The sequence below is a fragment of the Microcoleus sp. Pol8_D6 genome (assembly GCF_036700965.1).
GTDB lineage: Bacteria > Cyanobacteriota > Cyanobacteriia > Cyanobacteriales > Microcoleaceae > Microcoleus.
The window spans coordinates 93,322-105,560 of record NZ_JAUBPW010000013.1; the positions used below are offsets into that span (position 1 = coordinate 93,322).

Genomic DNA, 12,239 nt, shown 5'->3' on the forward strand with positions numbered 1-12,239 from the left:
ACTCGATACTAATTGCCACAATTTTACTCAAGTAAAGCCAAAGTGAGCGGTTAATTGAGTCTTTAAGTTGATCGAGTCGCCCTAATTATTGCCCCTCGTTCCCGTTTGACTCCTACCAGTAAATAGGTTTTGAGGCCAACGCCGGGACACTCCTAGTTAATCAAATGTAGAGTTGAGGTAAATACCAAATTGTCTAAGCAAGATTTAATTGAAATGGAAGGGACCGTGACGGAATCCCTGCCCAATGCGATGTTTCGCGTTGACCTAGATAATGGGTTTAACGTGCTGGCTCACATTTCCGGCAAGATCCGCCGCAACTACATCAAAATTCTGCCTGGCGATCGCGTCAAAGTCGAATTGACTCCCTATGACTTGACCAAAGGCAGGATTACTTATCGCCTTCGGAAAAAATAGGCTTAGATAAAACTTTCTAAAAACTAATTCTAAGTTTAATTAGAGAGAATTTGGTAAAAAGCTTCAAATTTATGCTATAATGCTACGTTTGTAGTGTTGCCGAGAAGGGCGTCAACAACCCACCGGTGTACCGGGTTAAGTCATTGTTACACCGTAAAAGAATCGCTCGCCAACACTCTGGCGCAGGCGAACTTTACCCAGCAATGGGAGTGGGTGCAAGCGGGCTCCTTCATGAAACAACCCGCACTTTATACAATTTAATCGAGGAGAGGCCTACACCTTGCCCAGCCTCTCCTCCCACCGCTCTACGGGCAGTCCCAGCGTGCCTGCTCTCCGGTAGAGCGGGGTTCTCCAGGCAGGAAGAAAGATGAAAGTTCGAGCATCTGTCAAAAAAATTTGTGAGAAATGTCGCGTCATCCGCCGTCGCGGTCGAGTGATGGTGATATGCACTAACCCGAAACACAAACAGCGCCAAGGTTAGAAAAAAGGAAGATTGGGCAATGCACGCAGGTGCATCCTAATTGAACATTGTAGCCAAACAGGAAAACTAGGGAGACAAAAAGTGTGGCACGGATTGCCGGGGTAGACCTTCCACGCGATAAGCGCGTCGAAATAGGTCTGACATACATTTACGGAATAGGCTTGTCGCGGGCTCAAAAAATTATTGCTGCAACAGGCGTAAATCCTGACACTCGCGTCAAGGATTTAACAGAGGCCGACGTGACAGCTCTGCGGGCTCATGTAGAAACAACATACCAAATCGAAGGAGACCTCCGGCGCTGGGAGTCAATGAACATCAAGCGCCTGATGGACATCGGAACTTATCGCGGTCGGCGTCACCGTTTGGGTCTGCCGGTGCGGGGACAACGAACCCGTACCAACGCCAGAACCCGTCGTGGCGTCCGCCGAACAGTTGCGGGCAAGAAAAAGGCACCTTCCAAGAAGTAACATCTTTTTGGGAAAAATACGCTGGGGGCTGCTGGCTCCTAGCGCTTCGGGACATTAGTTGAGAGAAACGTTAAAGAGACTAATATGGCGCGACAACAAACAGGCAAGAAATCTGGTGCAAAAAAGCAGAAACGGAATGTACCCAATGGGGTAGGCTACATCCAGTCTACCTTTAACAACACGATAGTAACTATTACCGACCTCAACGGCGAAGTGATATCCTGGGCATCGGCAGGTTCCAGCGGTTTTAAAGGAGCTAAAAAGGGAACTCCCTTTGCCGCTCAAACAGCAGCAGAAAGTGCTGCCCGCAGAGCCAACGACCAAGGAATGCGCCAAATAGAAGTAATGGTGAGCGGGCCTGGAGCAGGTAGAGAAACTGCAATCCGGGCGCTGCAAGGGGCGGGACTGGAAATCACCCTGATTAGAGATGTTACCCCAATTCCTCACAACGGCTGTCGCCCTCCCAAGCGGCGTAGAGTCTAAAACGATTTGAGATTTTAGATTTTAGATTTTGGATAATGGCTAACTGCTTAAAGTCAAAAACTAATGGTTCTAACTGTTGCCCCGTCCATCCAAAATCCGAAATCCGTTCAGGGGTATGCTCTGCAATCTAAAATCCAAAATCAAAAATCCAAAGTGGAAAAGGGAGGTCACTCCGTGGCGCAGTTTCAAATTGAATGTATAGAGTCTAACACTGACAAAGACCGCAGTCAGTACGGAAAATTTGTCCTGGAACCGCTCGATCGCGGTCAAGGAACAACTGTTGGGAATGCGCTTCGGCGAGTTTTGCTGTCAAATTTGGAAGGAACAGCAGTAACTTCAGTCCGAATCGCGGGCGTCAATCACGAGTTTGCCACGATCGAAGGGGTACGTGAGGATGTTCTAGAAATTCTCCTGAACATGAAAGAGGTGGTCCTCAAAACTCATTCTCAGCAGCCGCAAATCGGCAGGTTGCGGATTGAGGGGCCTGTAACAGTTACGGCCGATCGATTCGATTTGCCCTCAGAGGTGGAATTGATCGATCGATCCCAGTACATTGCAACTCTCTCCCCCGGCTCAGTTCTGGAAATGGAATTCAGAATTGAAAAAGGCATCGGATACCGAGCAGTAGACCGCAGTCGCGATGATGGATCGGCTTTGGATTTTCTCCAAATTGACGCCATCTTTATGCCGATTCGCAGAGTCAACTACAGCGTTGAAGATGCTCGGGTAGGCGGTACGGTCGAGAAAGATCGGCTGATTATGGAAATCTGGACTGATGGCAGCGTCACTCCTCAAGAAGCTTTGAGTCAATCTGCCAACATCCTGGTAGATTTATTTGCACCTCTCAAAGACATCACCCAAGATTCTCTCAAACCAGAGTATCCAGGTGAAGCCGATCCTACCAGCCAAATTCCGATCGAAGAATTGCAGTTGTCCGTCCGGGCTTACAACTGTCTCAAGCGGGCTCAGATCAACTCAGTTGCAGACTTATTGGATTATACCCAAGAAGACTTGCTCGAGATCAAGAATTTCGGGCAGAAGTCCGCCGAAGAAGTGATTGAAGCTTTACAAAAACGCTTGGGCATTACCTTGCCACAGGAAAAATCAGCTAAAAGTTAATCAACGGGTAACGGGTAAAAAAGTTCTGAATTTTAAGTAGGTGAGTTTTTAAGTTAAAGAATTCACCGCTCAAAACTCGCGGACTATCCCGGCACCCAATTACCAATTACCAATTACCAACTGCTATGCGTCACCGCTGTCGCGTTCCCCAACTCAGCAAACCGGCTGACCAGCGCCGCGCCCTACTGCGCTCGCTGACCACCGAATTAATCCGCCACGGTAAAATCACTACCACTCTAGCTCGCGCCAAAGCGTTGCGCTCAGAGGCGGACAGGATGATTACCCTGGCCAAAGATGGCTCCTTGGCCGCTCGCCGCCAAGCTATGGGCTATATCTACGATAAACAGTTAGTACACGCCTTGTTTGAGGCGGCACAAGAACGGTATGGATCGCGCAACGGTGGCTACACCCGCGTCGTGCGAACAGTCCCCCGTCAGGGAGACAATTCCGAAATGGCGATCGTTGAACTGGTTTAATTCAATTTTGGGTTGGAGATTTGTGATTTATGACTGACAATCCAAAATCCCCAATCGAAAATCCCCAATCGATAAAGCGCGTTGCTCTAGTAATCCAATACCTCGGCACTAACTTTCACGGTTGGCAGCGACAGCCGAACCAGCGTACAGTACAAGAAGAAATTGAAACAGCAATATCGACTGTTCTGGAACGCCCGGTAACGCTGCACGCTGCCGGGAGAACCGATGCGGGAGTTCACGCCGCTGCTCAAGTAGCCCATTTTGACGCCCACGGCCCAATTCCGGCTCACCGCTGGGCAAGCGTTCTCAACTCTCGACTGGCAAAAGATATTTTAATTCGAGCTTCGGCAAAGGTGGAACCTACCTGGCACGCTCGGTTCTCAGCCAGTTGGCGGCGCTATCGCTACACCATTTATACAGATCCGACCCCTAATTTGTTTGTGCGTCCTTTTGCTTGGCACTGCTATCACGCCCCTGTGGATGAATCTTTGATTCAGACAGCTTTGACACCGCTCATCGGGCGGCATCACCTGGCTGCTTTTCACCGCGCGGGGTCTGCCCGCCCCCATTCCTGGGTGGACGTACAAGCGGCAGAGTGTCAGCGTTCTGGGCCTCTTATCTATATTGAGGTTCAGGCGAGCGGGTTTCTGTACGGGATGATGCGGCTGCTGGTGGGGTTGCTGGTGCAGGTGGGTCAAGGGGAAAGGCCGATCGACAATTTCACAGATATCTGGGTCAACGAACGCCGAGAAATGGTAAAATATGCCGCTCCCGCTCAAGGTTTGTGCCTGCTGCGGGTTGGCTACTCAGAATTTCCCTTTCCCCCAGAGGTCTGGTACGACACTCAGCCAAAATTAGTCATTAGTCATTAGTCATTAGTCATTAGTCATTAGTCATTAGTCATTAGTCATTAGTCATTAGGTAACTACTAATAAAAAACTAAGGACAACTAACAATTAAAAACTGACAACTGACAATTGACAACAGTTAACAGTTAATAGACAACTAACAACAAACAATGAACAAAACTTACGTCCCTACTCAAGACTCCCTAGAGCACAAGTGGTACGTGGTCGATGCCGCCGACCAGCGGCTGGGCCGTCTGGCAACTGAAGTTGCCATGTACCTCCGGGGGAAACACAAACCGACTTACACTCCTTCTATGGATACCGGCGACTTCGTAATTGTCATCAATGCCGACAAAATCGCTGTTACTGGCAAAAAACGTACCCAGAAAATCTACCGCCGCCATTCTGGAAGACCCGGCGGCATGAAAACAGAAACTTTTGCCAAATTGCAAGCACGTTTGCCCGAAAGAATTGTCGAAGAAGCTATTCGGGGAATGCTACCTCACACTTCTCTAGGCAGACAACTGTTTACTAAACTGAAGGTGTACGCTGGCCCCAACCACCCGCACCAAGCTCAAAAACCAGAAGAATTAATTGTTCACACGATTCCGGGAGGAAATGACTAATGCAAGCAACAGATACCGGCCGCGCTGTGTACTGGGGTACCGGTCGGCGCAAATGTTCAGTAGCGCGGGTGCGCTTGGTTCCGGGCACTGGCATATTGACTGTCAATGGTAAAGAGGGGGATTTGTACCTGCAATTCAACCCTACTTATTTGGCTCTCGCTAAGGCTCCTCTGGAAACTTTGGGTCTGGAAAATGAGTACGATATTTTGGTGAAAGTAGAAGGCGGCGGGTTGACAGGCCAAGCTGACTCGATTCGCTTGGGTGTCGCTAGAGCACTTTGTCAATTAGACCCGGACAACCGCAAGCCTCTGAAGACAGAGGGCTATTTGACTCGCGACCCGCGGGCAAAAGAACGGAAAAAGTACGGTTTGCGGAAAGCTCGCAAGGCTCCTCAATACTCGAAGCGGTAATCGAGGGAAGTTCGGCAACGGATTTTTTAACGGATGTAACGGATGTAATAGAAGTTCGGCAACGGATTTTTTAACGGATGTAACGGATGTAACGGAAGTTCGGATTGACGGATTGACGGAAGAAGGAAGAAGGAAGAAGGACGAAGGAAAAGGCAAAAATTATCTATCCAGATTTTATCTGCCTTTTTTTGAAGTTTATTTCCGATTCCTGATTCCTGGTTCCAACAGATATAAGGCAAAAATCCTGCTGTTGTTGGTGTACAAGTCCTGCGGCAGCTAAAATGGTTGTAAAGTCAAAAATTAGAGAGTAAAAAACAATGGCAAAAGATGGCATTCACCCTGAGTGGTATCCGGAATCTCAGGTTTATTGCAACGGGGAACTGGTAATGACTGTTGGTTCCACTAGACCAAAGCTTCAAGTTGATGTGTGGTCGGGAAATCATCCTTTTTATACTGGCACTCAGAAGATTATTGATACTGAAGGTCGTGTGGAGCGCTTTATGCGGAAATACGGCATGACTGAGGTAGAAATGCCGAAGGCAGATGCTTCCTCTGGACCTCTAAAAATGGAAGATCCGAAAGCAGACGCTGCTAAGGCTGCTGGTAAAGGCAAAAAGAAGAAGTAGCCGGATTGTCATTTGTCCGCAGTTTGTTGAGAGTAGTTCTTTCTACTGGCAACTTACGGCCCTCGGATTTTAGATTTTAGATTGAAGACTTGCTATACAGGCAGTTGAGTTCGATCGAGATTCTATCCCAACTGTTCTTCAAATCTAAAATCTAAAATCTAAAATCTAAAATCTAAAATCTAAAATCGATTGACAAAGGACAACTGACAATGGCTGAATCTTATTTGCTGGATAAATTGAAGTCGGTAGAGCAAACTTTTAATGAGTTGACTCGCCGCATGGCTGACCCGGATGTGGCTAGGGACAATCAAGAGTTTCAACGGGTAGCAAAAGCTCGATCGTCCTTGGAGGAAGTGGTCGATACTTTTGCTTTGTGGAAAACCACTCAGGAAGATTTAGTAGGTGCCCGACAGGTTCTCAAGGAAGCCGCGGGCGATCGAGATATGCAAGAAATGGCTGCGCTGGAAGTTCAGGAACTTGAGGCGAAGTTGGAGAGTTTGGAAAGTCGTTTGAAGGTTTTGCTGCTCCCCCGCGACCCGAACGATGACAAGAATATTATGCTGGAAATTCGGGCGGGTACTGGCGGAGATGAGGCTAGTATTTGGGCTGGAGATCTGCTCCGCCTGTATTCCCGTTACGCTCAAACTCAAGGCTGGCAGGTGAAGTTGGTGAGCGAGTCGCTGGCGGAAATGGGCGGGTTTAAAGAAGTGATTCTGGAAGTTACAGGCGACAGCGTTTACAGCAAGCTGAAGTTTGAGGCTGGGGTACACCGGGTGCAGCGAGTGCCTGTGACTGAGGCTGGCGGCCGGGTGCATACTTCGACGGCGACAGTGGCTGTGATGCCGGAGGTTGATGATGTGGAGATTCACATCGATCCGAAGGATATTGAGATGAGTACGGCTCGATCGGGCGGCGCTGGCGGTCAAAACGTGAACAAGGTGGAAACTGCTGCGGATTTGTTTCACAAGCCGACGGGAATTCGGATTTTCTGTACTGAGGAGCGCAGTCAGTTGCAGAATAAGGAGCGGGCGATGCAGATTTTGCGGGCTAAGCTCTATGAGATGAAGTTGCGAGAGCAGCAGGATGAGGTGAAGTCGCGGCGTTTGGCTCAGGTTGGTACTGGTTCGCGATCGGAGAAGATTCGCACCTACAACTATAAGGACAATCGGGCTACAGACCACCGTTTGGGGGAGAATTTCTCGCTCAATAGTGTTTTGGAAGGGGATATTGAGGGGATTATTCAAACTTGCATTTCTCAGGATCAGCAGGAACGTTTGGCTGAGTTGGCTGCTTCTACTAATTGATGGACTGATGGGGGGCTAGGCGCATTGTTTGCTCAGCCTCAGTTCCCTTGTTACGCGGGAGATCTGGTTGAGTAGAGCCTCCCAAATTGCATCGGCGATCGCCACTGGATATTTGAAATGTTCGAGGTCGTATTGTACAATGACTTCTAGGGGTGTTAGGATTTGCTGGTTTCGACAACTGGCAATTGCTGCGATCGCCTCCTGCTGCCATCTGGCAAATAGTCTGTAGCTAAAAAAGGAACTGCATTTTTGTCCTTTCTGGTTCAGGTAAACGACTATTACTTGATGTTGTTTGGGGTAAACTTTGACTATGTGTTTTACGGGCATTCTCAGCGCTTCGGCTGCTTCTATTTTGGAGATTTGCCAGCAGATGGGTTTGAGCCAACCGGAGGCTGTAAGGCTTTGACGTGTATTGCGTGTCTTGCGAGTCATTTTTACTGCCCCTGATTGGATACAAATACAATTATGATTTCAAAAGTATTTACACTCTAACTGGTAAACTTTTTGCTGTCAAGCAAGAAAGACAGATTTTTTGGTAGATAAGTAAACTAGGAGTTGTGTTGATCTGGTGACTAATACTGTGGACACAGAAGCTAGGAAGAAACTGAGCGAAGTTGTGAAGCTAGCCCGTGGCGACCTGAGTTTTAGCGCTTTTGGTAGGCTATTGGGAGTTTCTGGGTCTGCGGTTCAGTATTGGGAAAAGGGCCAGGTACTCCCGGATACGAAAAATTTGACTCAGATTGCGGCAAGAGCGGGCTTTACAATGGAAGAGTTGATGGCTCATCTCGAAGGCAAGCCAATGCCGGAACCTGTCAATACCAATGAGCTGCTGAAGAAAATTCAATGTATGCCACTGAGTGACTTAGCAGTGATTGTTCGAGCTGGTATGGAGCGACTGGCTGCTGCGGCTGTAGCTTCTGGGAAGTATGGTTGATATTCTGTAAAGTAGGAATTGTGGTTATCTCGTCGCTGATACCGTGGACGCAGAAGCTAAGAAAAAACTGAGTGAGGTTGTTAAATTAGCGCGGGGCTCGATGAGTCTGACTGCTTTTGGCAAGCTGTTGGGAGTTTCTGCTGCTTCTGTCTTGTATTGGGAAAAGGGGCAGGTACTTCCAGATACGAAAAATTTGACTCAGATTGCGACAAGAGCAGGCTTTACGATGGAAGAGCTCATGGCTCATCTTGAAGGCAAGCCGGTGCAGGAACCCGTAGATACTAACGATCTGCTTAAAAAAATTCAATGTATACCAATTAGTGAGTTAGCCGTGGTTGGTAGAGCCGTGATGGATAGACTCGCGGCGGCGGCTGAGTCGTCTGGGAAATATAGTTGATGTATCACTTCGTAAGTAGACTGGTAGATACGGTTGAGTAACCTTCGAGTCGTGAACATCCAAAATAGACAAAAACTTAGTGAAATTATCAAAACAGCGCGCGGAACAATGAGTCAGCGAGCGTTTGGCAAGCTTTTGGGCGTTTCCGCTACCGCTGTGCAGCTTTGGGAAAGGGGCGATACGGTTCCTGATACTGAAAACTTGGCTAAGCTCGCTGCGAGAGCTGGTTATTCGCTGGAAGAACTTCTGAGATTTTTGGATGGGAAGCCAGTTTCAGATCCGTTAGATATTCAAGATATTGTCAATAAAATTAGGTTCTTGCCTCTGAGTCAGGTGGCGCTAATTGGCAAAGCTGTAGCGGAGAGATTCGCTGCGTCGGCTGAGGCTGCTGGAGAATGAGTTAGGATCGATCGCGATCGCCCGTTTTGCAGAAGTAGATCCCGATCGCCCTTAAAAATTTCCACCACTCGTGCATATCACAAATCGAGTAATTTGTCAAGGTCAAATCTACTTTGTTACGGAGTGCGATCGCCCTTATGCACTTACGCACTCCGACAAAGAAACCGGGTTTTTACCTAATCTGTCGGTGACAACCAGTCTTTTCGTAAAAAACCCGGTTTCTGGGCCCCTATAGGATCGCCCTTATGAAAAAAGCACTCGCCCTATCCCTGACTCAAGATGTCTAAAAATTCTCGGACAATGCGATCGGGTTCTTCTGTGCATCTGTTAGCGTCGCAGTAGTGGATGATGCTGATACAGTGAGATGCAAACAGTCGATCGCGCGTTTCATCTTTTTCTGTGTCGGGATGCCATATTTCCAGAATACCCCATTTGCCTTGGTGGAATATGAGGAAATCTGGTTCTTGGTTTTGTCTACCTGCGGGTGTGGTGAGGCGGGCTTTGGAGTTGGGGAAGAATAGGGTGTTTGTGCGATCGAGTGCTTCGGCAATTTTCACTTGTTCTTGGCTGTGAAAGCGCAGATCGTTCCAGTGATAAATCCGTTCTTTTATGCTAGATGAAATTCCCTGGTTATGCGCGTCTTCAGCCTTGATAATTTCATTTGATACTGTATGATAATCAGATAAAATTGCACCGTGTAAATCTGCTGAAGAATCAGATTCACTTAAGTTGGCGAATGATAGTCGGGCTCCGGTTAAATTAGCACCGCTGAGGTTAACTCCAATAACGTGAGTTCGATGTAATATCACTTTATGTCGCCGCAAGTATCGTTCTATAACTGCTTTAATATTGTTTTTTTTTACTTTTTCGTCAAATGCTTATGAGAGTAACTTCCAGAGTTTATAGCCAGCGGCTTTAATATATTCATCGTCATATTTAGAAAGTTTAGCAATTTCCTCATAAGACTGTCTGCCTTCCCAGCACTGTTTGAAAATTAGCTCTTGCACGTCGTTTAACTGTTCGTCGTCATCTAGGACTGTTTCGACAAGGGCGAGAGCTTCATCCACAGTCATGGGTTAAATCCTCTTAAAGGTAGTGTCCGAGTTGAGGTTGCGATCGGAGGATGCGTAGGATTTTGCTCGTCCTTGCACCTTTCTGTGGATAGATTTTAGCACATCAGAGCCGATGTCGCTACTTTTTATCACTTTTTATCGCTGCAAAGCTGAGGTTGTGTTGGTATAGTGATATGAAATAGTTTTTTTTCCTGTAACTACCTCAAGCAATCTGTCCAATTTAATTTCAGTATATTGACTCAATTACTAGGATTGAAACAGGAGGATTTAGTTGAAGTTTCAAAAGGCTACTATACAAATATACTTTTTGGAAGTGCCACTTAAGCAAACAAAAGAATTCCTCAATTATTGGGAGCAGGTGGCAGTATCTCTCAAAAAAAATCCCGATCTAATTTCTATCCATCTTCATAAAGAGTTTGGTAAATCACCTCGATGGTTTATCTATGCTTCCTGGAAATCTTCTAAAGACAGGCACCAAGCAACAGCTAGAGAAAAAATTAACTCTTTGCTCTCCGACTGGGTAATTCAAGAGATGCCTACCCTATATGAATTAATCAGAAAAGATGATAACCCTAAAAAAACCAGGTTCAAACTCTCAACTAATTTACTTTTTTTTATCATTTGGATTGCAGCCATAATAGCTGTAGGGATTATTTTGGCTTTAAGATAGAGGAGCAAATCAATGTCATCATTAGGAACGTTCGGCTGGATACTTCTAGTAGGAGTATTTTGGGATTTTGTCACAAGCTTGCTCGGTATAGTTGGTATTTTAGGAGTGACTGATTTAAAAATAGAATATCTTTTAGTTTACATAAGTGCCATAGTAGGAAGTGGGTTGATTTTGTGGCTGAGTGCAAATTCAAGGGCAATTTGGTCAAAATCTGCTGATGACTTTCAGAGAGATGTGCTGCGACCATCTCACATAGTAGCTGTAATTTTTGATGCTTATACTTCTTACTTAGGAACTGCACAAACCATTTTACTAAGGAATAGCAGAACAGCTTTTATTACTATTGGTTTTGGCGAAGTCTGGCAGAAAACTACTTTTGAGCAGAAAATGATACTGCTGTTAATAACAGCCCTTGTAACCCTGAGTCCTATTGCCTGGTCTAGATTACGCAAATAGTGCAAATATATAAAACCGATAAAATAATTATTTTTTATTATGAGTGGTTGGCAACGTGGGGAAAAATTAAATAATAGTAAATACACCATAGAAAGAGAGCTAGGAAAGGGGGGGTTTGGTATCACCTATCTAGCCAAAGACAGCACAGGAAAAGAAGTAGTTATTAAAACCCTCAATGCTAATGTGCAAAAGCGTCCAGACTTTAATGAATTTCAAAAGCGTTTTCTGGATGAAGCACAACGGCTTAGGAAATACCAGCACAAGAATATCGTCAAGTTTTATGATTTATTTCTAGAGGAGCGACTATGGTGCATAGCTATGGAGTATATTAAGGGTGAAAATTTAGCAGATCTTGTTAGAAAAAAAGGCGTTTTATCGCTATCTGTTGGCTTAGAATATATTCGGCAGGTTGGTGATGCGTTAGCATTCGCTCACTCACAAGGTATGCTACATAGAGACGTAAAACCAGAAAATATTGTTTTAAAAAATCAGTTAGAAGTTGTACTAATCGATTTTGGGATTGCCCGTGAATTTACTCCTAACCAAACGAATAGTCTGACTCAGTTTTTGTCAGAGGGTTATGCACCACTTGAGCAGTATTATCGCCGACACACACCAGGAAATTATACCGATGTTTATGCTTTGGCTGCAACACTTTATGTACTCTTAACTGGTTATATCCAGGGAGGATATGAGCATCGATTACCACGATCTATAGATAGAGATGATTCCATAAAAAACTTTAAAAAAGATCTTTTAGTACCACCAAATCAGATCAATAAAAATCTTAGTAATTGGATAAATTTAGCCATCCTTAAGGGGCTAGAAATTCATCCAAAAAATCGACCACAAACTGTAGAAGAGTGGTTAGAATTTCTTCAACCGAACCTGACAATATCTCAACAACTCCAATTATCTTATACAGGAGTCAAGTCACTTTCACAAACAGCCGTAACTAACTTTATACAAAATCCTAGTATATAGCAGTCGCCAAGGCAGTTAGGACGCTTGACGTAAGACATCTTCAATGGCATCTCGTAAACAATCAAACTGAAG

21 protein-coding genes are annotated in these 12,239 nt (G+C 45.8%); 17 read left to right on the forward strand and 4 right to left on the reverse strand.

What is annotated here, in order from left to right; translation table 11 throughout:
• The first annotated feature begins 189 nt into the window (after positions 1–189).
• The 11 genes from infA (at position 190) to prfA (ending at position 7,254) form a co-directional block, all read left to right on the forward strand.
• A complete protein-coding gene (gene infA, locus QUA10_RS08140; protein ID WP_006276978.1) occupies positions 190–414 on the forward strand; it encodes a translation initiation factor IF-1 in 225 nt (74 codons plus the stop codon).
• 367 nt (positions 415–781) lie between these two features.
• Positions 782–895, forward strand: a complete 114-nt coding sequence (rpmJ, locus tag QUA10_RS08145; RefSeq protein WP_015178722.1) for a 50S ribosomal protein L36 — start codon at positions 782–784, stop codon at positions 893–895.
• Between the two features lie 83 nt (positions 896–978).
• Positions 979–1,362: a 30S ribosomal protein S13 gene (gene rpsM, locus QUA10_RS08150; RefSeq protein WP_006634981.1), complete on the forward strand. Its 384-nt coding sequence runs from the start codon at positions 979–981 to the stop codon at positions 1,360–1,362.
• 84 nt (positions 1,363–1,446) lie between these two features.
• Positions 1,447–1,845, forward strand: a complete 399-nt coding sequence (rpsK, locus tag QUA10_RS08155; RefSeq protein ID WP_006634980.1) for a 30S ribosomal protein S11 — start codon at positions 1,447–1,449, stop codon at positions 1,843–1,845.
• Positions 1,846–2,019: 174 nt separating this feature from the next.
• Entirely contained in the window at positions 2,020–2,964 is a 945-nt protein-coding gene (locus tag QUA10_RS08160; protein WP_202798589.1) for a DNA-directed RNA polymerase subunit alpha, read from the forward strand.
• A 125-nt stretch (positions 2,965–3,089) separates the two neighbouring features.
• Entirely contained in the window at positions 3,090–3,440 is a 351-nt protein-coding gene (rplQ, locus tag QUA10_RS08165; RefSeq protein WP_242719721.1) for a 50S ribosomal protein L17, read from the forward strand.
• 29 nt (positions 3,441–3,469) lie between these two features.
• Positions 3,470–4,312: a tRNA pseudouridine(38-40) synthase TruA gene (gene truA / locus QUA10_RS08170; RefSeq protein WP_333082083.1), complete on the forward strand. Its 843-nt coding sequence runs from the start codon at positions 3,470–3,472 to the stop codon at positions 4,310–4,312.
• 146 nt (positions 4,313–4,458) lie between these two features.
• Positions 4,459–4,914: a 50S ribosomal protein L13 gene (rplM, locus tag QUA10_RS08175; protein WP_172190410.1), complete on the forward strand. Its 456-nt coding sequence runs from the start codon at positions 4,459–4,461 to the stop codon at positions 4,912–4,914.
• Positions 4,914–5,324, forward strand: a complete 411-nt coding sequence (gene rpsI / locus QUA10_RS08180) for a 30S ribosomal protein S9 (protein WP_106147490.1) — start codon at positions 4,914–4,916, stop codon at positions 5,322–5,324. Before rplM ends, rpsI begins: the two co-directional genes overlap by 1 nt.
• Positions 5,325–5,641: 317 nt before the next feature.
• Positions 5,642–5,950: a 50S ribosomal protein L31 gene (gene rpmE / locus QUA10_RS08185; RefSeq protein ID WP_333059812.1), complete on the forward strand. Its 309-nt coding sequence runs from the start codon at positions 5,642–5,644 to the stop codon at positions 5,948–5,950.
• 209 nt (positions 5,951–6,159) lie between these two features.
• The gene (gene prfA / locus QUA10_RS08190) at positions 6,160–7,254 is read left to right on the forward strand and encodes a peptide chain release factor 1 (RefSeq protein ID WP_333039635.1); all 1,095 of its coding nucleotides are present in this window, start codon (positions 6,160–6,162) and stop codon (positions 7,252–7,254) included.
• Positions 7,255–7,269: 15 nt separating this feature from the next.
• Here prfA and QUA10_RS08195 read toward each other — a convergent pair whose 3' ends face one another.
• A complete protein-coding gene (locus QUA10_RS08195; protein ID WP_333082082.1) occupies positions 7,270–7,686 on the reverse strand; it encodes a hypothetical protein in 417 nt (138 codons plus the stop codon).
• A gap of 136 nt (positions 7,687–7,822) precedes the next feature.
• Here QUA10_RS08195 and QUA10_RS08200 point away from each other — a divergent pair, with 136 nt between their 5' ends.
• From QUA10_RS08200 to QUA10_RS08210, 3 genes are all read left to right on the forward strand, one after another.
• A complete protein-coding gene (locus QUA10_RS08200; protein WP_333057801.1) occupies positions 7,823–8,188 on the forward strand; it encodes a helix-turn-helix transcriptional regulator in 366 nt (121 codons plus the stop codon).
• Positions 8,189–8,231: 43 nt separating this feature from the next.
• The gene (locus QUA10_RS08205; protein WP_333082081.1) at positions 8,232–8,585 is read left to right on the forward strand and encodes a helix-turn-helix domain-containing protein; all 354 of its coding nucleotides are present in this window, start codon (positions 8,232–8,234) and stop codon (positions 8,583–8,585) included.
• A gap of 108 nt (positions 8,586–8,693) precedes the next feature.
• Complete coding sequence (locus QUA10_RS08210) at positions 8,694–8,984, forward strand: helix-turn-helix domain-containing protein (protein WP_333082080.1); 291 nt, start codon at positions 8,694–8,696, stop codon at positions 8,982–8,984.
• Position 8,985: 1 nt separating this feature from the next.
• Here the strand turns inward: QUA10_RS08210 and QUA10_RS08215 are convergent, their stop codons facing one another.
• The 3 genes from QUA10_RS08215 to QUA10_RS08225 form a co-directional block, all read right to left on the reverse strand.
• Entirely contained in the window at positions 8,986–9,135 is a 150-nt protein-coding gene (locus tag QUA10_RS08215; RefSeq protein ID WP_333086218.1) for a hypothetical protein, read from the reverse strand.
• Positions 9,136–9,247: 112 nt separating this feature from the next.
• Positions 9,248–9,793, reverse strand: a complete 546-nt coding sequence (locus tag QUA10_RS08220; RefSeq protein ID WP_333082079.1) for a pentapeptide repeat-containing protein — start codon at positions 9,791–9,793, stop codon at positions 9,248–9,250.
• A gap of 69 nt (positions 9,794–9,862) precedes the next feature.
• On the reverse strand, positions 9,863–10,057 hold the full coding sequence (locus tag QUA10_RS08225) for a hypothetical protein (protein ID WP_333082078.1): 195 nt from the start codon (positions 10,055–10,057) through the stop codon (positions 9,863–9,865).
• A 271-nt stretch (positions 10,058–10,328) separates the two neighbouring features.
• On the opposite strand from QUA10_RS08225, the gene QUA10_RS08230 reads away from it, so the two are divergent.
• Genes QUA10_RS08230 through QUA10_RS08240 form a run of 3 tightly spaced genes read left to right on the forward strand, consistent with a single transcriptional unit; the run spans position 10,329 to position 12,167 of the window.
• Positions 10,329–10,727, forward strand: coding sequence for a hypothetical protein (locus QUA10_RS08230; protein WP_333082077.1), 399 nt, complete (start codon positions 10,329–10,331; stop codon positions 10,725–10,727).
• A gap of 12 nt (positions 10,728–10,739) precedes the next feature.
• Entirely contained in the window at positions 10,740–11,183 is a 444-nt protein-coding gene (locus tag QUA10_RS08235; RefSeq protein WP_333082076.1) for a hypothetical protein, read from the forward strand.
• 39 nt (positions 11,184–11,222) lie between these two features.
• The gene (locus tag QUA10_RS08240) at positions 11,223–12,167 is read left to right on the forward strand and encodes a serine/threonine-protein kinase (protein ID WP_333082075.1); all 945 of its coding nucleotides are present in this window, start codon (positions 11,223–11,225) and stop codon (positions 12,165–12,167) included.
• The last annotated feature ends 72 nt before the right edge of the window (positions 12,168–12,239 follow it).